Consider the following 21841-nt stretch of genomic DNA (forward strand, 5'->3'; position numbering starts at 1 on the left):
TCCCACCAGGCATTCGACGGCCAGACGGTGAGACGTCAGCGAGTCGTAAGATCCGTTGCCGTGTAAGCGATTCGTAAGGAGAAACCGCGGTCCGGACGGCCGGTGGCGGGCCTAGCGTCGCCGGTATGCACACAACGATCGACGTGGTGCTGCCGTGTCTGGACGAGGCGGCCGCACTGCCTGCCGTACTGAGCGGACTACCGCCCGGCTACCGCGCCATAGTGGTCGACAACGGCTCCACCGACGGTTCGCCGGCCGTCGCGGCCGAGTACGGGGCCCGGGTCGTCCACGAGCCGCGACGCGGGTACGGCGCGGCGGTGCACACCGGCCTGCTGGCGGCGGAGGCGGATCTGGTCTGCGTGCTCGACGCGGACGGCTCGTTCGACCCGGCCGAGTTGCCCAGGCTCGTCTCGGCGGTGCTCGACGGTCGGGCCGATATCGCCGTTGGGCGCCGTCTGCCGGTCTCGGCGGATGCCTGGCCGTGGCATGCTCGCGCCGGGAACGCGGTGGTCGCGGCCCTGCTGCGGCGTCGCGGCGTGCCGGTGTACGACATCAGCCCGATCCGGGTGGCCCGCCGGGCGGCGCTGCTGGGCCTCGGGGTCAACGACCGCGCGTTCGGCTACCCCCTGGAGTTGCTGCTGCGCGCGGCCGGAGCGGGCTGGCGGATCCTCGAACTGGACGTCGCGTACGCGCCCCGCACCGCCGGGACCAGGTCGAAGGTCTCCGGGTCGGTCCGGGGCACGCTGCGGGCGACCCGGGACTTCGCCGGAGTGCTGCGCGCCGACGCCGGTGGTGGCCGGTGAACGTCCTGCTCCTGGTCGCGAAGGCACCGGTCCCCGGGCTGGCAAAGACGCGCCTCTGCCCGCCCGCCGATCCCACCCAGGCGGCTCGGATCGCGGCGGCGTCGCTGTTGGACACCCTCGCGGCCGTGCGCGCCACCGCCTCGACCATTCCCGTGTTGGCCCACACCGGTCGGTTCGCCGATGCCGAGTTCGGCGCGGAGCTGACCGCCGCGTTGGCGGGCTGGCACCTGCTTCCGCAGCGCGGCGGCACGTTCGCCGACCGCCTCGCGAACGCCCACGCCGACACCGCCGCAGCATTTCCCGGCCGGCCGGTGCTGCAGATCGGCATGGACACCCCGCAGATCCGGCCGGCAGTGCTCACCACCGCGCTCGACCGGCTCGCCGAACACGAGGCGGTGTTCGGCCCGGCGCTGGACGGCGGCTGGTGGGCACTCGGATTGCGCGATCCGAGGTACGCGAGCGCGTTACGCGACGTACCCATGTCGACCGACGACACCGGGTGCCACACCCTCGCCGCATTGCGTGGGCGCGGCGTGCAACCGGCGACCCTGCCCGTGCTGCGGGATGTCGACGACTGGTCGGCGGCGCTGGCGGTAGCGGCCGAACTGCCCGGCACCCGGTTCGCGGACGCCGTCGCGTCGGTGGGCGGCCATCTGCTGAGCGGACGCCCCCGGTGAACTCGACGATCAGCCTCGACGGTTTCGACGTGGTGCTGGGCGGACTGGGCGGGTGGTCCGCCGGCCACGACGCCTACGGCACGCCGGTCGGCCCGAGGCCTACGACCCCACCCGACCATTGGCTGGTGCACAACGACGGGCGACGTGACCTGTTGCCGGTGCGGCGCTGGCACGGGCCGCCCGAACCGGCGATCGAGTCCGTCGCCGCACGCTGCACCGGCCCTACTATCGATCTCGGGTGCGGCCCCGGCCGGCTGACCAGGGCACTCGCCCAGCGCGGCCTCGTCGCACTGGGGGTGGACATCTCCGCCGAGGCGGTACGTCTGACCCAGGGCCGGGGTGTGGTGGCTCTACGACGCGACGTCTTCGAACCCCTTCCCGGTGAGGGAAGGTGGGCGCACGCCCTGCTCGTCGACGGCAACATCGGCATCGGTGGCGACCCGGTCCGCCTGCTGCGCCGGTGCGGCACCCTGATCGCGGCCGACGGAACGCTGCTGGTCGAGGTGGAGCCCCCGGGGGCCGGGCTGTGGCAGGGACAGGCGTACGTAGCGTCCGGATCGTCCGGCGATCGGGAGCTGCGGGGGCCGGTGTTCCGCTGGGCGCGGGTCGGGGCGGAGGCGGTGGCCCGTGCCGCCACCGCTGCCGGCCTGCGCGTCGTCGACAGTTTCCGGTTCGGTCCACGCTGGTTCGCCGAGTTGGCCCGCTCATGATCCGCCGGCCACGCGTCCCCGCCCCCGAGGACTTCACAGCACCCTCGCACTCACCGCTGGTCACCGCCCGGCTCGGCCTCTGGCTCGGGGTGGCGTTCGGGCTGTGTTTCGGCACCGGGCTGCTCAGTCACTACATCCAGCACCCGCCGGGCTGGTTCACCTGGCCGACCCGGCCGGTCAACCTGTACCGGGTCACCCAGGGCGTTCACGTGCTCTCCGGTGTCGCGGCGATCCCGTTGCTGCTGGCCAAGCTGTGGAGCGTCTACCCCCGGCTGTTTGCCCGTCCGCCATTGCGTCAGCCGATCCGGTTGTCCGCCCATGCCCTCGAACGGGTCTCCGTCCTGGTGCTGGTCTGCGGCGCGTTCTTCGAACTGGTCACGGGTCTGTTCAACGTCGCCCAGTCGTACCCGTGGGGGTTCTTCTTCCCGACGGCGCACTACGCGGTCGCCTGGCTGGTGGTCGGGGCGATGCTGCTGCACGTCGCGGTGAAGCTCCCGGTCGCCCGCGCGGCGCTGGGCACGCCACTGCGGCGCCGCAGAGCGGTGCCGGCTGCGACACCGGGGCCTGACGATCGGGACTCGTCCGGACGACGGGCGTTCCTACGTACCTCGGCGGGCGTCGCCGGCATCGCCGTGCTGGCCACCGCCGGGGTAACCGTGCCGTGGCTACGTCGGGTGTCACCGCTGGCGTGGCGTTCCGCGTCCGGGCCGCAGGGCGTACCGATCAACCGCACGGCGGCTGCCGCGCGCATCGTCGTTCCCCCGGACTGGCGTCTGGAGGTCGTCTGGTCGGGCGGGCGAGGCAGCCTTTCCCTGGCCGACCTGGCGGCCCTGCCGCAACGGACGGCAGAACTGCCGATCGCCTGCGTCGAGGGCTGGAGTGCCTCGGCCCACTGGACCGGCGTGCCCGTCGTTCAGCTGCTCCGCTGGGCCGGCGCGCCGACCGGCCGACCGGTTCGGGTCACCTCACTGGAGACCGACGGCCTGTACGCGGCCAGCACACTTCCTGCGGCCCATGCCCGCGACCCGCTGACCCTGCTCGCCCTGCGGATCAACGGCGAGCAGCTGTCTCCCGACCACGGTTTCCCCTGCCGACTCATCGCGCCGAGCCGGCCGGGCGTCCTGCAGACCAAGTGGGTGGCCCGGCTGGAGGTGCTGCGGTGAGAACCGCGCGACTGCTCCTGTTCGTGGTCGGCGTCGCGGCCACCGCGTACGGCGGTTGGTTGCTCCTCCCCCAGTTCGGCACCGCCCTGCCGTGGCTGATCGGCGGCCCGGTGCTGCACGACGTCCTGGTGGCACCGCTGGTCGGACTGGTCGGTTTGGCGCTCGGTCGACTGGTGACGAACCGGTTGCGCCTGGCTTGGATCACCGCGGGTCTGCTGGCCAGTGCCACGGTGGTGCTGATCGCGGTGCCCCTGCTGTGGCGACCACCCTCGGCGCCTCCAAATCCGGGCCTACCGGACCGTGACTACCCGCTGGGGCTCACTGTCGGGCTGGCTGTCCTCTGGGCCGCGATAGTGGTCGTCCTGGTCGTCGCCACCACTGTCGACCGACGCGTCGCGAACCGACGGGCCGACCGTCGCTGAGTCGACCCCCAGCCGCTTTTCACTGTTCGCCCAGGAGGGGTTACACATGTCAGCAGGACACGCCAGCACGACCAATCGCCCGCCGGTCGCCGTGATCGGCGGATCGGGGTTCTACGAGTTTCTCGACGACGTCGCCGAGGTCACCGTCGACACACCGTACGGACCGCCGAGCGACACACTGGCCGTCGGGAGTGTCGCCGGGCGGCCGGTGGTGTTCCTGCCGCGCCACGGGCGCCGGCACACTCTCCCTCCACACCGGATCAACTACCGGGCCAACCTGTGGGCGCTACGCGCGCTCGGCGTTCGCCAGGTGCTCGCACCGGGTGCCGTGGGTGGCCTGCGACCGGAACTGGGCCCGGGGACGCTCGTCGTACCGGACCAACTGGTCGATCGGACCAGCGGCCGGGAGCAGACCTACTACGACGGGCAGCCACGCGCGGACGGGAAGCCCACCCAGGTCGTTCATGTGCCCTTCGCCGACCCCTACTGTCCGGTCGGACGGGCCACCGTCCTCGACGCCGCCCGATCGGCCGGTTGGCAGCCGGTCGACGGCGGGACCATGGTCGTCATCGAAGGGCCCCGGTTCTCCACCCGCGCCGAATCGCTGTGGTACGGCCAGCAGGGCTGGTCGGTCGTCGGCATGACCGGCCACCCGGAGGCGGTGTTGGCCCGCGAACTGGCACTGTGTTACACCGCGCTGTCGCTGGTGACCGACCTCGACTCGGGCGTCGAGGTTGGTCAGGGCGTGACCCAGCAGGAGGTGTTCACTGTCTTCGCCCGCAACATCGATCGCCTGCGGCTCCTTCTCGGCGACGCAGTGCAGACGTTGCCGGAGGACCAGGGGACCTGCCCGTGCGGACAGGCGCTGGCAGATACCGGGCGGTGAGTGTCGTAAGAGTTCCGAAAGGGTTCGCGAACAGTTCGACGGCGATTGCGGTCGTACGCTGCGAGGGTGAGAAAACGGATGTTCCGGTCGCCGGTGGTCCGAGCCGGTCTCGCAGCCGCTGTCGTCGTGGCGATGCTCGGCCTCTACTGGTTCCAGCCGTGGAAGCTGTTCACCGACACCTACGTCGACGAAGCGATTCCCCGCGTAGGGACGACATCGGCGGCGCCGATCCCGGCGTCCGCGACCCCGGAGTCCTCGACCGCGGAGTCCTCGACGCCGGCCCCCGCGACCTCGGCGCCCACCCCAGCGGCGAACGAGATCCTGACCGCCGGCGAGTTCGTCACCCATGAGCACCGGACGACCGGCAGTGCCGAGATCCATCGGCTCGCCGACGGGCGTCACCAGCTCGTCATCCGGGACCTGAACACGTCCAACGGTCCGGACCTGCGGGTGTGGCTGACCGACCAGCCGGTCATCCGGGGCACGGCCGGCTGGCGGGTGTTCGACGACGGTGAATGGGTCGAGCTGGCGAAGCTCAAGGGCAACAGGGGCAACCAGGTGTACGAGCTACCGGCGTCGGTGGAGCCGGGCGACTTCCGCAGCGTCTCCATCTGGTGCAAGCGGTTCGCGGTCTCCTTCGGTGCGGCAGATCTCACGAGGGCCTGAGCGGCCCACCCGGAGTCGCAACCTGCCGGACATAGCATTGACATCTTTCACTGCGCGATCTAGCGTCGGGGCGAATCGATTCGACGCCGAGTCAGGTGCTCAGGCACCGTCGGGCGAACGGTCGCGTGGTGTTCGGGCACACGGTGTGGCCACAGTCGATTCGACGACCGACTGGTCCTGCGTGGGCGGCGAGACCAGTGGCGGAAACCTGCGTCGACGACCGGCCGGGCGCCGCCGGCACATCGCGTCTTCTGGAGTTCGTCCGCGTCGAACGTAGTCGACGAGGGTGGCCCTCGGCGGCGCGTCGTGGCGGCGTACGGGTTGCCGTGGACCGCTTTCAACCAGTTCGTGCCGAGTGGCGGGAGCCCCTTCATGACAAGACGTAGACCCATCCTTGGACTGCTTGCGACGGCGGCGGCCGTCGTCGTGACAGTGAGCGCGGGGGCACTGGCCGGTGGTTCGAGCACCACCGCGTCGGCCGCGGACATCGGAGCGGCCGCAGCGACCGCCGGGTGCGGCAAGGCGCCCACGTTGACCAGCGGCCAACGGTCCATCCAGAGCAGTGGCCAGAACCGTAGTTTCATCCTGAGGATTCCTGACAACTACGACAGGAACCACGCCTACCGCTTGATCTTCGGATTCCACTGGAACGGCGGCACCGCGAACGACGTCGACGGCGGCGGGTCCGACGGGGCGGCCTGGTCCTACTACGGGCTGCGGCAGCAGGCGAACAACAGCACCATCTTCGTCGCCCCCCAGGGCAACGGCAACGGCTGGGCCAACCCCGGTGGCCAGGACGTCACCTTCGTCGACGACATGATCAGGGTGATCGAGGCAGACCTCTGCGTCGAGACCACGCAACGCTTCGCCCTCGGCTTCAGCTACGGCGGCGGCATGAGCTACTCGCTGGCCTGCTCCCGGCCAAGCGTCTTCCGCGCTGTAGCGGTCTACTCCGGGGGGCAGCTCAGCGGGTGCGGCGGCGGCACCCAGCCGGTCGCGTACATGGGGATCCATGGCATCGGAGACTCAGTGCTCAACGTCTCCGCCGGACGGTCCCTGCGCGACACGTTCGTGCGGAACAACGGGTGCACCGCACAGAGCCCACCCGAGCCGAGGGCGGGCAGCCTGACCCACATCACCACCACCTACTCCGGCTGCCGGTCCGGCTATCCGGTGGTCTGGGCCGCCTTCGACGGCGGGCACACGCCCGGACCGGTGGACGGCGGCGGGGACAGCGGCGCCAGGACCTGGACCAAGGGTGAGGTGTGGAGGTTCTTCACCCAGTTCGGTGGCAGCACCGACCCGACGACGCCACCACCGACCACCCCGCCACCGAGCGGCACGTCGGCCCTGCGCAGCACGTCCTCCGGACGGTGCCTCGACGTCAACGGCGCCTCGCAGACCAACGGCGCGGCGGCGATCATCTGGGACTGTCACGGCCAGAGCAACCAGAGCTGGACCTCGACCGCCGCCCAGGAACTGCGCGTCTTCGGTGGCAAGTGCCTCGACGTCAACGGCGCCGGCACCGCGAACGGCAGCTCGGTGATCATTTGGGACTGCAACGGCCAGTCCAACCAGAAGTGGCGGCTCAACACCGACGGCTCGATCACCGGAGTTGGTTCGGGCCGGTGCCTGGACATGGTCGGCAACGGCACGGCCAACGGCACGCGCGTCCAGATCTGGGACTGCACCGGCGCGGCCAACCAACGATGGAGCCGGAGCTGAGCCCGGCGAGGTTCCCGCAGAGGGGACCGGCCCAACGGATGTTCAACCACCCACAAGGAGGCTCAACAGTGCCACTTCGCAAACTCTCCGCCCCCTGGCTGGGGGCAGCCATGGCGGTCATGGTTCTGATCGCCGTCGGAACGTACGTCCTCACGACCGTCGCACCGGCGGCCGCGGCCACCACTGCCGGCTGCGGCAAGGCGCCCGGGCTGAACAGCGGCACCCACACCATCCAGAGCAGCGGAAAAAGCCGCAGCTTCATCCTTCGGCTGCCGGACAACTACAACAACACCTACGCCCACCGGCTGGCCTTCGGGTTCCACTGGTTGGGCGGCACCGCCAGCCAGGTCGCGGGCGGGGGCTCTGACGGAGCCTCGTGGGCCTACTACGGCATGCTCTCGCAGTCGAACAACAGCACCATCTTCGTCGCCCCGCAGGGCCTCAACAACGGTTGGGGAAACTCCAACGGTGAGGACGTCACCTTCACCGACGACATGATCCGCATGATCGACAACGCTCTCTGCGTCGACACCACCCAACGCTTCTCGGTCGGGTTCAGCTACGGCGGCGCGATGAGCTACTCGTTGGCGTGTTCCCGGCCGACGGTGTTCCGGGCGGTCGCGGCAATCGCGGCGCCGGGGGCGATCAGCGGATGCAGCGGCGGCACCCAGCCCGTGGCGTACCTGGGCATTCACGGCATCAACGACAACATTCCCAGTGGACGGTCGCTGCGCGACAGGTTCGTCCGCAACAACGGATGTGCCGCACAGAGCCCGCCCGAGCCGAGGGCCGGCAGCCTGACCCACATCACCACCGCGTACTCCTGCCAGCCCGGATACCCGGTGCTCTGGGCAGCGTTCGACGGCGGCCACCAGCAGGGCCCGGTGGACGGGTGCGCCGGCTGTGAGAGCGGCGCGCGCAGCTGGGTCAAGCAGGAGGTGTGGCGGTTCTTCACCCAGTTCGGGTCGGACGTGCCGCCCACCACTCCCCCGCCGACGACCCCGCCGCCCGGCCAGCAGAACGTGCAGATCGTGGGGAGCCCGTCCGGCCGGTGTATCGACATCCCCAACTCCAGCACCGCCAACGGCGCCCGCCCGCAACTGTGGGACTGTCACGGTGGCACCAACCAGCGCTGGACCCACACCGCCAACCGCACCCTGACCGTCTACGGCAACAAGTGCCTGGACGCCAGCGGCGCGGGCACCAGCAACGGCACAGCGGTCCTCATCTGGGACTGCAACGGCCAGGCCAACCAACAGTGGAACCTGAACTCCAACGGCACCATCACCAGCGCCCAGTCCGGGCTGTGCCTCGACGCCATCGCCTCCGGCACGGCCAACGGGACGCAGCTTCACCTCTGGGCCTGCCACGGCGGCGCCAACCAGCAGTGGGCCAGGCGCGCCTAGTACCGCGCCAACCGCCATGTCGGAGACGCGCCGCCCGGGTCCTGTCCCGGGCGGCGCGTCGCCGTAAGGCGGGATGGCGGAGACCGACACGTGCGCGGTCAAAGATCCACCAGCCGGCGGGATCATCGACTCGCGTTGGTCGCCGGCATGTCCAGGTCTAACCCGGTGCCGGTCACTGCCAGCAGGTAGGTGACGCACGGAGCGGTGGCGTGCAGGGTCAACGTGACCTCGGCGGTCTCGGCCGCGTGCTGGGTTCGCAGCAGGGCGCTGATGCCGTGAGCGCTGAAGAAGGTCACCCCGGAGAGATCGAGCGCCAAACGTGCGGGTCGCCGGGTGATCACGTGTTCGGCCAACTCACTGATGAGATGAGCGGTGCTCATGTCGACCTCGCCGGAAACGGTGATCATTGGCGCATGCCGGTCGTTGCGCAGGTCGAGCGTCATGATCGGCTTGGCGGGCTGAGCGAGGCGCCGAGTCGGTTGAGCGTGCTGCCGGGTGGGCTGAGCGTGCTGCCGGGTGGGCTGAGCGTGCTGGCGGGTGGGTTGTTCGAGGATCGACATGACGCCTCCCGATCTGGTGCATCGGTGAGTCGGACCCTCCCGCGGCGATGAGACGCGGGCGGCGGACCTGGGCGCATGTCTTGACCCGCGAACCACCCTACCCACGGCGTTCGCCGTTGACACCATTCGTGAGCGGTGGCGAGTCTCGAAGAGGTGTTGCCTATCCGGTTCGGTCCGCCGGCCCGGGGTAGGGCACATGCTGAAGGGCGGACGTCCCCAATCAGACGCGGAGCGGCACGAGCGACAGGGGGAACGTGATGGGCCGAGCGGTGCGCTCCGCGCACGCCTTCGCGGGCGGCGCGCTGGCGGTGGTGCTCGCCGGGCTGGTCGCACTCGTCACGCATCAGCCGTGGCTGTTTCCCAGTCTGGGTCCGGCGGTGATGTTGCACGTGGAGAAGCCGGCGTCGCCCGAGTCCTCGCCGCGCAACACGTTCATCGGGCACGGGGTGGCCCTGCTGGCCGGATACCTGTTCCTGGTGGCCTGCGGGCTTGCCGACGAACCCTCGGCGCTCCAGGAGGGGGTGACCGGGTTGAGGATCGTGGCGGTGGCCGGGTCACTGGCGGTGACTGCATCGGTGCTGGTGTTGCTGAAGGCGTCGCACGCCCCGGCGGGTGCGACGACACTGATCGTGAGCCTGGGCCTGCTCCGTACCCCTACCGAGTTGCTCGTCGTGGCCGGCGCGGTGGTGCTGGTCACGGTCGTCGACTGGCTGTACGGACGGGTGTCGGGCCGGCCGATGCCGCTGTGGGCGGCGCCCGCGTCGTCACCGGAAGGAGGACATCGTGGTGGACCGGATCGCCGACGCGTGGAGTGAGCCCGCGATACAGAACTGCTCGCGGTCGTACGGCGCCGCGAGGGAGAAACCGCGATCCAGCTCAAGTGGCTGCCTACCCGGATGAAGGCTGCCGCGCCCCAGGCGCTCGTCGTCGCCGACTGACAATCCGGGTATCCTGGCGGGCCTGTAGTCCACGTCCGCGTATCGGATGTGACGAATCGGCGTCGAGCAACCGGCGTTGGTCCCGGCTCCGCTCGGTAGGGGGTCCGTGCAGCGGTCCGCGTCACGCGGGCTGCCATCCCCGCGCCCAGGCCACCTCGATCTTCGACTTCCCGCGGGCGTACCGGCCATCAGGACTCGGTGCCATGACCCACTCGCCGACGGACCCCGCCGAGGCTTTCGCCGAACTCGGCCGCATCAAGCTCGCTGAGACCAGCCTCGACGACGTTCTGCAGCGAGTCGCGGAGCTGGCCAAACGGGTGCTGCCCGTGCCGGTCGAGGTGTCGGTCACGCTGGTTCGCGGTGGGACCGGGTACACCGCGGCGTTCACCGACGAACTGGCTCTCGACATGGACGAGCGGCAGTACGCCCAGGGAAGCGGTCCGTGTCTGGCCGCCGCCACCGCCGGCGACATCCTCTCCGTGCCCGAACTCACCGCCGAGGATCGCTGGCCCGACTGGGCCGAACGCGGCCGTAAGGCGGGAGTCGGCAGTTCCGTCTCGGTCGGCATGCCGATCCAGGAGGCGGTCGTCGGCGCGCTCAACGTCTACGCCCGCATCCCGCACGCCTTCGACGACGACACGGTCGCCGCGCTGGAGACCTTCGCCGCGTACGCCGCCGTCGCCCTGGCCAACGCCCAACTCTACGAGAGCACCGCGAACCTCGCCCGCCAGATGCAGGACGCGATGGCCAGCCGCGCGGTCATCGAGCAGGCGAAGGGCATCATCATGGCTGAGCGCCGGTGCAGCGCCACCGAAGCGTTCAACATCCTGGCGAAGGTCTCGCAGGACTCCAACCGCAAGCTCCGCGACGTGGCTCAGACACTGGTGGACCGGGCAGCCGGAAAGCCTCGGCGCTGACCAGGGCCGGGCACGGGCCGCGGGCTTACCGCTCGGCCTCGGTGTCCGTCGCGCCGGTCGGGGTGCCGTCGCCGTCGCGGGTCGCGTGCGACAGGTCCACCTCGGCACCGGTCCGGACGGCGTCCGCCTTCGCGTCGTCGGCGCCGACGATCTCCCCGACAGGACCGGCATCCGCGCCGTCGTCGTCGATCAGCCGCCCGGCGTCGGCCACACCGATTGGTACGTACCTGGGATCGGTCATCTCGTCCTCCTTGGGGGTTTTGCCTCGCCCCTACCGCTACCCCCAGATGTTTCCCACACACCCCCGCCCACTACTCCTCCGGGACGCGCGGCCCGACCTCTCCCCGCCTCAGGTGTTCCGCGTTGCGGTCGGCCTCGCTGTCGGCGTGCGCGGCCCCGGAGCCGGGATCCGTCGTCCGGCGCCCCTCGGCGTCCTGATACACCGCCCCGGTCTCGAGGGCCCTCTCCTGCTGGCTCTGCTCAGGCGTCGTCATGAATTCCCACTACCCTCCGGCTCCCCCAGCAAACGGTCCCGCCGGAGCTGCCCGATCAGCCGGCCGCAGGGCTACCGGGGCCGTGATCATGCATCACGCGACGCAGAACTCGTTGCCCTCGGGGTCGAGCATGACGACGTGGCCGAGGACATCGCCGTACCACTCCTCGCGGACCACAGTCGCGCCGGCGGCAACCAGATCGGGCACCTTCTGCCGGATCAACCGGGCGCGCTCGGCCAGGTCCCCGGAGCCTGGACCGGCCACCCGGATGTCGATGTGCATCCGGTTCTTGGCGGACTTTCCCTCGGGGACCTTGAGGAAGCTGATGGCAGGACCCCTGCCGTCCGGGTCGACGATGGACGCGTTGTCGGGCTCGTCGAAACCGGGCTCCTTGACATAGCCGAGGGCCAACGCCCAGAAGGCAGCGATCCGCTGGGGATCGTCGGCATCGCATCCCAGGGTCCAGAGAGTGGCCACCGCGTCAACGTACGTCAGCTATGACGCCCTGTCACCGACCCGGCTGACGCCCGGGAGCGCTGGGGACCTTGGGCACGGCGGTGGTGGCTCAGTGGCCACGGAACGCCTCCTCCAACCACCAGGAGCCGCGCGCCGCGCTGACCTTGGCGTCGATCACCAACGGCCGGGTACGGGGACCGGCGAGCCAGTGGCGTACCGGTTCGAGATCGTCGACGGTCCGGACGGTCAACCCGTCGCAGCCGTAGCCACTGGCGATCGCGGCCAGGTCGGTCTCGGGGAAGGTGACAGCCTCCAACGGGTGTCCGTCCGGGCCGAAGTGGTGCACCTCGGCCCCGTACGCCGCGTCGTCGTAGATCACCACGAGCAGGGGTAACGCCAGCCGGACGGCGGTGACCAGCTCGGTCGCGGACATGACGAAGCCACCGTCGCCGACCGCGGCGACGGTGAGCCGGTCCGGCCGGGCGACCGCCGCGCCGAGCGCACTGGCCAGACCGAGCCCGACCGACTGGAACGCCTGGGTGAAACAGAACCCAGCCACGTCCGGTACGTCGAGCCACATCGACGGGTAGCCCATGAAGTTGCCCGAGTCGACCACCACCGTCCGGTCGGCCGGCAGCAGGTCGTCCAGGGCGGTCGAGAGCGTCCTCGGGTCGATCGTCGCCGAGGCACCGCCGCCCTCATCCTGGTATGGAACCGACCGCCACCGGCCGTGGTCGCGGATCCGCTGTGCCAGCTCCGGCGTACGCCACCCGCCGGTTCCGGCGCCCGCGGGCCCGGTGGTGCCGACGCCCAACCGCGCGAGCAGCGCCTCGGCGACCGTCGACACCTCACCGGCCACCGTCAGGTCGACCGGACGGTTCACCCCGAACGCGGCCGGGTCATGGTCCACCTGGACGACGACGGCGGAGGGCGGGATCAGTTCGCCGTGCCGGGTGGTCCACATGTTCAGCGTGCTGCCCCACGCCACGACCAGGTCCGCCGTGCCGATCAGCTCGGCGGTGAGCGGGGTGGCGAAGCCACCGGCCACGTCGAGGTTCCACGGGTTGCCGGCGAACAGTCCCTTCGCCGCGGCAGAGACCGCGAGCAGCGCGCCGCACGCGTCGGCGAGCCGAGTCAGCGGTTCCCGGGCCGACCGGGCGCCCCGACCGGCGATGAAGACCGGTCGACGTGCGGCCTGGAGCGCGGCCAACAACGGCTCGACCTGCGGGGCGGTGACCGGGATAGGCGCGGCCGCAGGGACCGGGCCGGACCACGGTTCGGTCACGGCTTGCTGCACCTCCAACGGGAGGCCCAGCACCACAGTCGCGCCCCGGGCGGCGGCCCGGTACGCCCGGCCCGTGTCCTCGGCCGCGTGCGTCGCGCGTACCCGATGGAAGTCGGCCCCGACCGCGGCGGCGAGCGCCGGCAGGTCGATGAAGAAGTTCGACAGCGGCGCTGTCGCCTCCGGGGCCAGGACCACCATCGGGGTACGGCTCTTCGCGGCCTCGGTGAGGCCGGTCAGCGCGTTGGTGACGCCTGGGCCCTGGTGCACCGAGAGCAGTCCGACCGTCCCGGCGGTGCGGGCGTACCCGTCGGCCATGCTGGCCGCGCCGCCCTCGTGGGCCGCCGCCACGAACCGGGCACCGGCCGCGACGAGCGCGTTCGTGACATGGAAGTTGCCACTGCCGACCACCCCGAAGACGTGCCGTGCGCCGTGTCCGTACAGGACCCGCCCGACCACCTCGGCTACCCGCATCGGTGGCCCGGCCTACCGTTCGACGAGAGCGAGGACCCGACACGGGCTGCCGGAGCCGGAGACGATCGGCAGTGGCCCGGCGATCACCACCGCGCCGGTCGCCGGCAACTGCCCCAGGTTACGGAGCTGGGTCAGGCCGTACTTGTCCTGGCCGAGCAGGTACGAGTGGCACGGGAACGGCGGGTCGAACGAGTGGGCGGCGCCGGCGTCGGTCCCGACCGTCTCCACCCCGACGCCCTGGATCGGTGAATCCTCGGCCAGCCAGCGGGCGCACTCCACGGAGATGCCCGGGGTACGCCCCGCGTTGGCGTACCGTTCCGGGTCGTCGCCGTACGTGTCCCAGCCGGTGCGGTAGAGCAGCCAGCCACCGGTGGGCAGGGTGCCATGTTCCGCCTCCCATGCCTTGACGTGCTCGACCTCTAGCAGGAAGTCAGGGTCGGCGGCGGCGTCGGAGGCGTGGTCGATCACCACTGCCGGGGCGATCAGCTGGCTCACCGGGACCTGCGACACGTCGGCGCCCTGTTGACCGGTGACCCAGTGCACCGGAGCGTCGAAATGGGTGCCGGTGTGTTCGCCGGTGGAGAAGTTGTTCCAGTACCAGGCCGGACCGCTGTCGTCGTACCGGCTGATCTCGCTGAGCTGAAACGGCCAGGTCTGGCCGAACTGCTCGGGCAGGCCCAGGATCGGGGTCTGGTCCGAGAGCGGAGCGGTGAGGTCGACAACCTGGATCCGGCCGCTGGAAAGAGCGGCGACAAACTCCTGCAGCACCGTCATGCGGCGACGGTACACCCGCTCATGCTCCAGATTGGACCGTGCAACAGTTATCCGAGAGTACTGCGGGTGCGTGCCGCGATGCGGATGGTGGTGCCTGCGGGTCCGCTGTCGACGAGGAGGTAGTCGGCCATGTTCCCGACCACCCAGAGGCCCATTCCTCCGGTGTCGGACAGCGGCGGTCGCTCGGCGCACGGAACGTAGCGAGGGGCGCAGAAGCCCCGTCCCTGGTCAGTGACTTCACAGGTGAGCTGACCGTTCAGGAGCAGGCGTAGGTCACCTTCGCCGCCCCCGTGCCGAATCACGTTGATCATCAGTTCGTTGACCGCGATGACCCAGTTCTCGATCTCGTCATGGTCGAGGCCGCACCGGCGACTGACGGCCTCGACCTCGTGTCGGACGCGGTTGAGGTCGGCGAGGGTGAACGACGTCGAGAGCAGGGGCTCCCGAGCGGTGGGGGCATGGTGGTCGAGCGGCGGGTTCACCATCAACTCCCCTCCCTGTCGGACATGGAGCCTGGGAAGATACCCCACATCGAAGGCACAACACTGTTGATCTCGCTCCTGACGTGCCATCGGCGGCGTGCCGGCGTCTAGGCTGCCTGGGTGGCCGATGCCGAGGTGGTGACGAACGAGGAACGGCTGCGTCGTATCGAGGCGATCACCGATGCTGCCCTCTCAGGGCTGAACGTCGCCGACCTGCTCGACGAGCTCCTCGAACGGGTCCGGGATCTACTCAAGGTCGATACCGCCACCATCCTCCTGCTCGACGACCACACCGGCGAGCTCGTCGCGACCGCGGCCAAGGGCCTGGAGGAGGAGGTACGCCGCGGATTCCGCATCCGGGTCGGACGCGGCTTCGCCGGGCGGGTGGCGGCGACACGCGCGCCGGTCACGATCCATGACGTCACGCCCGACGACGTGGTCAATCCGATCCTGCTCGCCACTGGCATACGTGCCCTGCTGGGTGTGCCCATGCTCGCCAACGGCAACCTCGTCGGCGTGCTGCACGTCGGCTCCCTGGCCCTGCGGCGGTTCGGCTCCGAAGACGTGAAGCTGTTGCAGCTCGTCGCCGATCGTGCCAGCCTCGCAGGTCAGGCCCGAGCACAGGTCCTCGACCGGCAGGCAGCGCTGGCCCTGCAACACAGCCTGCTACCTGGCCGGCTACCCGACATTCCCGGCCTGGACCTGGCCGCCCGGTACGTGCCCGGCCATCACCTGGGCATCGGCGGCGACTGGTACGACGTGTTCACGTTGCCCTCGGGCTGGCTGGGCGCCGTCATCGGTGATGTCTCCGGCCACGGGCTGCCATCCGCCGTTGTCATGGGACGCATCCGCAGCGCGCTACGCGCCTACGCCCTCGATTCCGACGATCCCGCCGCGGCGCTGACCTCCCTCGACCGCAAGATCCACCACTTCGAAGCGGGCACTCTCACCACCGCCGTCTACGCCCTGATCACACCCGACCGGACGAGGGTGCATCTCTCCTCCGCGGGCCACCTACCACCACTGCTGGCCGTCCCCGGCCATCCCACCGCGCTCGTCAACCTGACGGTGGACCGGCCACTCGGGGTGGGCCGACCATCAGTCAATCGCCGCACCACCGTTCTGGACCTACCGCCGGGCGCGGCGCTCGTCTTCTACACCGACGGACTGGTCGAACGTCGCAGCGAACTGATCGACACTGGCATCGAGCGCCTCGCCGACGCCGTGCAGTCGGGGCCAGCCGAGGCGTTGTGCGACCACATCATGGCCACCAGCGCGGAGGAGCACCCTAACGACGACATCGCCCTGCTGGTCATCCGCCGCCAACCACCACCGGATCAAGCCGCTGTGGCAGCTGATTCGGATGTACTGCGATAACCGACGGCAATCGCGCCGTTCTCGGTCGTCGGCGGCCGACATGGCACGATGGCCGTGTCCTGCGCCGCCGGTGGCCGGGCACGACACTGATGGAGTCGGGATGTCAGAGCTGGCCGGCCCGCCGGTGCCAGGGTTGGCGAAACTGTGGACGCACGACCCGGTCACCGCCGGCCCGTATCGCCTGGTCGGGCGGTTGGGCGCGGGTGGGCAGGGGGTCGTCTATCTCGGCGAGGACGACGCCGGTGACCGGGTCGCGGTCAAGATGGTGAACGTCGATCTGAGTGATCCACGGGCGCGGTCGCAGTTCGTCAAGGAGATCGCCGCCGCCCGCCGGGTCGCCCCGTTCTGCACCGCGCAGGTGCTCTTCGCGGAGGTGGACGGCGAGCGGCCGTACGTGGTCAGTGAGTTCATCGAGGGCCTGACCCTGCACCGGCACGTCCGCGAGCGTGGTCCGGTGACGGGTAACGCCCTGCACCGGCTCGCGGTCGGCACCGTCACGGCGCTCGCGGCGATCCACAGTGCCGGGGTGGTGCACTGCGATCTGAAGCCGGACAACGTGGTGCTGGGCGAGGACGGTCCTCGGGTGATCGACTTCGGTATCGCCCGGGCGTTGGGCAACACGGAGACGGCGTCGAGCCGGGTCATGGGGACCACCGCGTACATGGCGCCGGAGCGGTTCCGCAACGACCCGATCGGTCCACCCTGCGACGTCTTCGCCTGGGCGGCCACTATCGCCTTCGCCGCCGGTGGTCGGCCGCCATTCGGCAACGACTCGCTGTTCGCCGTGATGCACCGGGTGCTGAACGAGTCGCCCGACCTGCCGGCGATGCCTCCCGTTCTGGACGAGCTGATCCGGGAGTGCCTGGCCAAGGATCCGGCGGACCGGCCGGCTGCCGAGCGGGTGTTGGTGCGGCTGCTTCGGCAGGACGGCAGGGTCACCGAGCCGCTACGTCGGGAGAGCCTGCTCGAGGTCGGCAACGAGACGGCGGGCGCGCCGACTCCCGACCAACCGCTCCCCCAGCTCACGCCGACGGCACCGCAACCGGGCGCGACGCAGCCGCAGGTGCCGGCCCGGCCGACGGTGCCGACCCAGGCCCAACCGATCCAGCCGGCGCACCTAACGGTGCCTACGCAGCCGGCGGACCTGCCGGCGACGGAACCGGGCGTTGGTGCTGAAGGCGGCGGCGCGTTGCGGCGGCTGCGTCGTGAGGCCCTTGACGCCTGGGGCATTTCGACAGCGCTCTTCCTCGGTTCGGTTGGCGCCGCCGCCGGCTACGTCGCGTCGAGCGCCGTTGGCCCGGCTGCCACGGTCGGTGCGGTCGCCTTCGTCGTGGTCTACCTGGTTCGGCTGCTGGTCGCGACGGCCCTCGGGAGACGGCCCGGCCGCGGGTGACCGGCGCGCCGGGGTCGGGGTCGCCGACTGGCGCCGCATCGATAGGTTGACTGCCACCAGTCGCCCGCCGAGGAGGACGTCCCGATGGCCCCACCCGCTACGCGCACGCGGCAGTGGTTGCCGTACACCGCCGCCGTCACCGCCGGGCTGGTGGTCATCGCCGGGGCGTTCGTGTTCGTCCGACAGCGCGAGGCGGGCAACGACTGCGCCATCATCCTCCAGGTCAACTCCTCGACGGAGAAGGCGGCTCTGCTGGTCGACCTGGCCGAGCGCTACAACAGCAGCGATCGGTCGATCAAGGGCGGTGGCTGCGCCCAGGTGCACGTCAGCGCGTTGAACTCGGGCAAGGCCACCGAGGCGCTGGCTTCCGGCTGGACCCACACCGGTCTGCCGCAACCACAGGTCTGGCTGCCGACGTCGAGCCTGTGGACCGGCCAGCTCCGGCTGCTCGACGAAGCCGCCGGGCGGGAGCTACAAACTCCGGACCGCTACCCGTCGATCGCCAACAGCCCGCTGGTGATCGCGATGCCGCAGCCCAAGGCCGAACTGGTACGCAAGCGCGGATCGTTGGGCTGGGGAGAGATCCTGGGCCTGTCCGGGCGGGACGGGTGGGCGGACTTCGGCAAGCCGGAGTGGGGTCGCTTCACCTTCGGCAAGGACAACCCGAACCTGTCCACCTCCGGGCTGGCGGCGACCATCGCCACCTACTACGCGGCGGTGCAACGGGCCAGCGACCTGACACGGTCCGACCTGGCCGACCCGGCGGTCACCCAGTTCGTCCGCCGGATCGAGGCCAACGTGTCGCACTACAGCGACGACTCGGTGGACCTGCTGCGCAGCCTCGCCGAGGCGGACCTGGCCGGCGGCGCGGGCAGCACTGACGACATGAGTGCCATCGTCCTGCAGGAGGAGCTGGTGGACCTCTACAACACGGGTGCGCTGAGCCCTCGGCAGGAAGGGCAGGAGCGGGGCCGCAGGCCGAACGTCCCGCTGGTCGCGGTCCATCCCAAGGAGGGCACGTTCAACCTGGACCACCCCTTCGTGGTGCTGCCCTCCGCCGACGAGCGCCAGCGCGCGGCAGCGGCCGACTTCCAGAAGTTCCTGACCGAGGACGCCCAGCAGGAGAGCTTCGCCCGCCTCGGCTTCCGGGACCATGAGCGGCGCGCCTCGGCGGAGTTGCTCGCCAGCGTCGGCGCCGAGCCCAGCGGCGGGCTGAACTACTTCGAGCCGCCGGCCCCGGAGGTGGTCGGCGCGATGTTGGACGGTTGGCGCACGCTCCGCAAGAAGGCCAACATCCTGATCGCCCTGGACACCTCGGGGTCCATGCTGGCGAAGGTCGGCACCCGTTCCCGATTCGAGGTCGCCGCGGCGGCGGCGGGCAAGGGTCTCGCACTGCTCAACAGCGAAGACCGGGTGGGGCTCTGGTCGTTCTCCTCGGAGACCAAGCAGCAGCCGAAGAGCCCTTATCGGCAAGAGGTCCCTCTCGGCGAGTTCGATCAGAAGCGGCTCAACAGCAAGATCGCCGGCCTGCAGGTCGCTGGCGATACCGCGCTCTACGCGACGGTCCGGGCCGCACACCGAGAGCTGCTCGAACGGTACGACCCGCAGCGGATCAACGCGATCGTCGTGCTGACCGACGGCAAGAACGAGTACAGCAAGGACAACGACCTGGCCCGGTTGCTCGCCGAGGTCGCCCTGGACCCGCGGCGTCCGGTGAAGGTGTTCTGCATCGCCTTCGACCGGGATTCGGACTTCGCCACCCTGGACCGGATCGCCAAGGCATCGTCGGGCAAGGCCTACGACGCCACCGACCCCACCAAGGTCGACGAGGCGTTCGTGAAGCTGGTCAGCAGCTTCTGACACTTCCCGCTGGGACAACCAGACCGGTGGGGGCCAGGCGCTCGGCCTGCCCCCCACCGGCTCTGCCGTCAGACCAGTCGGCGGCGGACCCACCAGAAGGAGAACAGGGACAGCACGACGGTCAACGCGATCAGCACGCCGAACTCCCGCCATTGCAGGCCCCAGAACTTCGAGCCGGGCACGTAGCTCACCTTCAGGCTGAGGTTCTGCTCCCCCAGCCACCTCTGGCACGCATCGCGCCCACCGGGCGCCCTCGGCCCGCACTGGGTCATGTCGGCCGGACCGGTGAACTCCGCTCCGGTCGAGGTGATCGTGGTGCTCGACACGACCCAGTCACCCCTGCGGTCGGGCTCGACGTGGACCGTCATCCGCCCGGTGTCGGGGCTCATCGAGATCCCGAAGTCACCGTCGAACGCCAGGGGGCTGACCGTGGTGACCGGCTGGGCCAGCCAGGGGCGCACCACGAACGGCGCGGCGATCTGGAGGCTGACCACCACCAGCAGGGTCACCGCCATCGCGGCGAGGGTCCGCCGCAGCAGCAGCCCGGTGGCGACACCCACCACGAAGGCCAGCGTCGCGTAGCCAATCGGCACGATGCCCCGGGCCGCGAACACCAGCGGGTTCATCCGGTCCGCCGAGGCCCCGTCGATCGGCTGCGCCCACTCGGTCAGCACCAGGCTGAGCAGGCCGGCACCGAGCGCGGCGGCGCCGCCCCCGACCGCGAGCTTGACCAGCAGCCAACGCCCGCGGCTGACGGATTGGCTGAAAACCATGCGGTACGTGCCAGACTCCAACTCCCGAGCCACCAACGGCGCGCCCCAGAAGATGCCCACCAGGGCAGGCAGTAGATAGAGGGAGCCGATGGCGGCGATGTGGACCTCACTCGCCCATCCCGGTTGCAGCGCCTGGAGGAACGTCTCGGCGGCGGCACGACAGGCATCGCCCTGGCAGCCGGTGTATCCGGTCTGCGTGGCCAGCTCGGTGACCTCCGACCAGGTCAGCGCCAGAGCGCCCAGCAGCGCAAGCAACAGGGTGCCGGTGGCCAGGGCCGGGGTGCGGAACTGCCGCCAGGTCATCCAGATCATCGCTGCCCCTCCAGAACCCGACCCGTACCGTCGCTGGTGGCACCGCTCATGTACGCCAGCACGATGTCCTCCAGGTCCAGCCGGTCGACCTGCCAGGACGGGTCGACGATCGGCGCGGTGCTGCGCACCACAAGTGTCGACTGCACCTCGGTGTGACTCTGCTCGACCAAGGCTCGCCCGACGCCCAGCTCGGTGGTGTCGCGCCGCCGCCCGACCAGACGGTGGTGGGTGGCGAGCAGGTCGTCCACGTCGCCGGCCACCCGTACCCGGGAGGCGACCAGCACGATCAGGTGGTCGCAGACCCGTTCCAGGTCGGCGACCAGGTGCGAGGACATCACGATGCTCATGCCCTGCTCGGCAGCCAGCTCCATCAGCCCCTGCAGGAAGTTGCGTCGGGCGAGCGGGTCGAGTGCCGCCACCGGCTCGTCGAGCAGCAGGAGATTGGGACGCTTCGCCGCTGCCACGGTCAGGGCCAGTTGGGCGCGCTGGCCGCCGGAGAGCTTGCCTGCCTTCTGTGCCGGGTCCAGGCCGACCTGGGCGATGCGCCGCTCGGCGAGCGCAGCGTCCCAGGACGGGTTGAGGTGCGCGCCCATCCGCAGGTGGTCCGCGACGGTCAGGCCGGCGTAGACCGGGGTGTCCTGCGCGACGAACCCGACCCGCGGCGACCCGCTGACCGGCAGTGCGCCGAGGACCTCGATCCGCCCCGCGGTCGGATCGAGCAGCCCACAGGCCAGTTGCAGCAGCGTGGACTTGCCGGCGCCGTTCGGCCCGACCAGGCCCACGACGTGGCCGGCCGGAATGTCCAGAGTGCAGTCCTTCAGTGCGGAGCGCCGACCGTACCGCTTGGTCAGACCGTCCGTGATCAGGGCGCTAGTCATCCTCGGGCCTCCGAAAATGTCCGAAAGCTGCTGAGGAAGAGCGCCTCGATGCTCTCGTCGTCCAGGCCCGCCTCCCGTGCCTCGGTCAGCCAGCGGGCCAGGCCCTGCCGCAGCGGCTCGTGCTTGCTCAGCGAGTCACCGACCAGCGTGCGGGTGACGAACGTGCCCAGCCCGGGCCGGGCGGTGACCAGGCCCTCGTACTCCAACTCGCGGTACGCCTTGGACACGGTGTTCGGGTTGATAGCGACCCGGGCGACCACCTCCTTCACTGTGGGCAGCTTGTCGCCCTCGTTGAGAACTCCGAGCCGGAGCGCGTGCCGTACCTGTCGGATGAGCTGCATGTACGGCGCGACCCCGGACCGTGAGTCCAGGTGAAACTCGATCACCTCGCCACCCCATTCCACTAGTTGCCT

The 21841-nt window shown here is 70.4% G+C and carries 23 protein-coding genes; 14 read left to right on the top strand and 9 right to left on the bottom strand.

Going from position 1 to position 21841, the window contains the following annotated elements:
• The first annotated feature begins 125 nt into the window (after positions 1-125).
• From AB0C19_RS00820 to AB0C19_RS00860, 9 genes are all read left to right on the top strand, one after another.
• Positions 126-803, top strand: coding sequence for a glycosyltransferase family 2 protein (locus AB0C19_RS00820; RefSeq protein ID WP_357177423.1), 678 nt, complete (start codon positions 126-128; stop codon positions 801-803).
• Positions 800-1480, top strand: coding sequence for a DUF2064 domain-containing protein (locus AB0C19_RS00825; RefSeq protein WP_357177426.1), 681 nt, complete (start codon positions 800-802; stop codon positions 1478-1480). The genes AB0C19_RS00820 and AB0C19_RS00825 overlap by 4 nt, the downstream gene beginning before the upstream one ends.
• Before the next feature lie 122 nt (positions 1481-1602).
• Positions 1603-2190 carry a class I SAM-dependent methyltransferase gene (locus tag AB0C19_RS00830; protein WP_357178248.1) on the top strand — a complete coding sequence of 196 codons (588 nt, stop codon included), beginning with the start codon at positions 1603-1605 and terminating at the stop codon, positions 2188-2190.
• Positions 2187-3353 carry a molybdopterin-dependent oxidoreductase gene (locus tag AB0C19_RS00835; protein WP_357177428.1) on the top strand — a complete coding sequence of 389 codons (1167 nt, stop codon included), beginning with the start codon at positions 2187-2189 and terminating at the stop codon, positions 3351-3353. The genes AB0C19_RS00830 and AB0C19_RS00835 overlap by 4 nt, the downstream gene beginning before the upstream one ends.
• Positions 3350-3775 (top strand): hypothetical protein, encoded by a 426-nt coding sequence (locus AB0C19_RS00840; protein WP_357177430.1) that lies wholly within the window; start codon positions 3350-3352, stop codon positions 3773-3775. Before AB0C19_RS00835 ends, AB0C19_RS00840 begins: the two co-directional genes overlap by 4 nt.
• A 46-nt stretch (positions 3776-3821) precedes the next feature.
• The gene (locus tag AB0C19_RS00845) at positions 3822-4661 is read left to right on the top strand and encodes an S-methyl-5'-thioadenosine phosphorylase (protein ID WP_357177432.1); all 840 of its coding nucleotides are present in this window, start codon (positions 3822-3824) and stop codon (positions 4659-4661) included.
• 78 nt (positions 4662-4739) lie between these two features.
• On the top strand, positions 4740-5327 hold the full coding sequence (locus tag AB0C19_RS00850) for a DM13 domain-containing protein (RefSeq protein WP_357178251.1): 588 nt from the start codon (positions 4740-4742) through the stop codon (positions 5325-5327).
• A gap of 372 nt (positions 5328-5699) precedes the next feature.
• Positions 5700-7052: a ricin-type beta-trefoil lectin domain protein gene (locus AB0C19_RS00855; protein WP_357177434.1), complete on the top strand. Its 1353-nt coding sequence runs from the start codon at positions 5700-5702 to the stop codon at positions 7050-7052.
• Between the two features lie 119 nt (positions 7053-7171).
• Entirely contained in the window at positions 7172-8458 is a 1287-nt protein-coding gene (locus tag AB0C19_RS00860; protein WP_357178254.1) for a ricin-type beta-trefoil lectin domain protein, read from the top strand.
• A 122-nt stretch (positions 8459-8580) separates the two neighbouring features.
• Here AB0C19_RS00860 and AB0C19_RS00865 read toward each other — a convergent pair whose 3' ends face one another.
• Positions 8581-9018: an STAS domain-containing protein gene (locus AB0C19_RS00865; RefSeq protein WP_357177436.1), complete on the bottom strand. Its 438-nt coding sequence runs from the start codon at positions 9016-9018 to the stop codon at positions 8581-8583.
• 257 nt (positions 9019-9275) lie between these two features.
• Here AB0C19_RS00865 and AB0C19_RS00870 point away from each other — a divergent pair, with 257 nt between their 5' ends.
• Positions 9276-9833, top strand: a complete 558-nt coding sequence (locus tag AB0C19_RS00870; RefSeq protein WP_357177438.1) for an HPP family protein — start codon at positions 9276-9278, stop codon at positions 9831-9833.
• A gap of 326 nt (positions 9834-10159) precedes the next feature.
• Entirely contained in the window at positions 10160-10873 is a 714-nt protein-coding gene (locus tag AB0C19_RS00875; RefSeq protein WP_357177440.1) for a GAF and ANTAR domain-containing protein, read from the top strand.
• Between the two features lie 25 nt (positions 10874-10898).
• Here AB0C19_RS00875 and AB0C19_RS00880 read toward each other — a convergent pair whose 3' ends face one another.
• From AB0C19_RS00880 to AB0C19_RS00900, 5 genes are all read right to left on the bottom strand, one after another.
• Positions 10899-11114, bottom strand: coding sequence for a hypothetical protein (locus tag AB0C19_RS00880; protein WP_357177442.1), 216 nt, complete (start codon positions 11112-11114; stop codon positions 10899-10901).
• A 346-nt stretch (positions 11115-11460) separates the two neighbouring features.
• Positions 11461-11844, bottom strand: coding sequence for a VOC family protein (locus AB0C19_RS00885; RefSeq protein ID WP_357177444.1), 384 nt, complete (start codon positions 11842-11844; stop codon positions 11461-11463).
• A gap of 88 nt (positions 11845-11932) precedes the next feature.
• Positions 11933-13579: a thiamine pyrophosphate-binding protein gene (locus AB0C19_RS00890; RefSeq protein ID WP_357177446.1), complete on the bottom strand. Its 1647-nt coding sequence runs from the start codon at positions 13577-13579 to the stop codon at positions 11933-11935.
• Positions 13580-13591: 12 nt separating this feature from the next.
• Positions 13592-14353: a cyclase family protein gene (locus AB0C19_RS00895; RefSeq protein WP_357177448.1), complete on the bottom strand. Its 762-nt coding sequence runs from the start codon at positions 14351-14353 to the stop codon at positions 13592-13594.
• Positions 14354-14400: 47 nt separating this feature from the next.
• Entirely contained in the window at positions 14401-14838 is a 438-nt protein-coding gene (locus tag AB0C19_RS00900; protein WP_357177450.1) for an ATP-binding protein, read from the bottom strand.
• Between the two features lie 117 nt (positions 14839-14955).
• Here AB0C19_RS00900 and AB0C19_RS00905 point away from each other — a divergent pair, with 117 nt between their 5' ends.
• From AB0C19_RS00905 to AB0C19_RS00915, 3 genes are all read left to right on the top strand, one after another.
• Positions 14956-16212, top strand: coding sequence for a GAF domain-containing SpoIIE family protein phosphatase (locus AB0C19_RS00905; RefSeq protein WP_357177452.1), 1257 nt, complete (start codon positions 14956-14958; stop codon positions 16210-16212).
• A 100-nt stretch (positions 16213-16312) separates the two neighbouring features.
• The gene (locus AB0C19_RS00910; protein ID WP_357177454.1) at positions 16313-17605 is read left to right on the top strand and encodes a protein kinase; all 1293 of its coding nucleotides are present in this window, start codon (positions 16313-16315) and stop codon (positions 17603-17605) included.
• Between the two features lie 84 nt (positions 17606-17689).
• Positions 17690-19465, top strand: coding sequence for a substrate-binding and VWA domain-containing protein (locus AB0C19_RS00915; protein ID WP_357177456.1), 1776 nt, complete (start codon positions 17690-17692; stop codon positions 19463-19465).
• Positions 19466-19533: 68 nt separating this feature from the next.
• Here the strand turns inward: AB0C19_RS00915 and AB0C19_RS00920 are convergent, their stop codons facing one another.
• The 3 genes from AB0C19_RS00920 to AB0C19_RS00930 are packed head-to-tail and all read right to left on the bottom strand — an operon-like array spanning position 19534 to position 21814.
• The gene (locus AB0C19_RS00920) at positions 19534-20550 is read right to left on the bottom strand and encodes a hypothetical protein (protein ID WP_357177458.1); all 1017 of its coding nucleotides are present in this window, start codon (positions 20548-20550) and stop codon (positions 19534-19536) included.
• Positions 20547-21428, bottom strand: a complete 882-nt coding sequence (locus AB0C19_RS00925) for an ABC transporter ATP-binding protein (protein WP_357177460.1) — start codon at positions 21426-21428, stop codon at positions 20547-20549. The genes AB0C19_RS00920 and AB0C19_RS00925 overlap by 4 nt, the downstream gene beginning before the upstream one ends.
• Positions 21425-21814: a GntR family transcriptional regulator gene (locus AB0C19_RS00930; RefSeq protein ID WP_357177462.1), complete on the bottom strand. Its 390-nt coding sequence runs from the start codon at positions 21812-21814 to the stop codon at positions 21425-21427. The genes AB0C19_RS00925 and AB0C19_RS00930 overlap by 4 nt, the downstream gene beginning before the upstream one ends.
• Between the last annotated feature and the right edge of the window lie 27 nt (positions 21815-21841).

The organism is Micromonospora sp. NPDC048842, assembly GCF_040649935.1.
GTDB classification, from domain to species: Bacteria; Actinomycetota; Actinomycetes; order Mycobacteriales; family Micromonosporaceae; genus Micromonospora; species Micromonospora hortensis.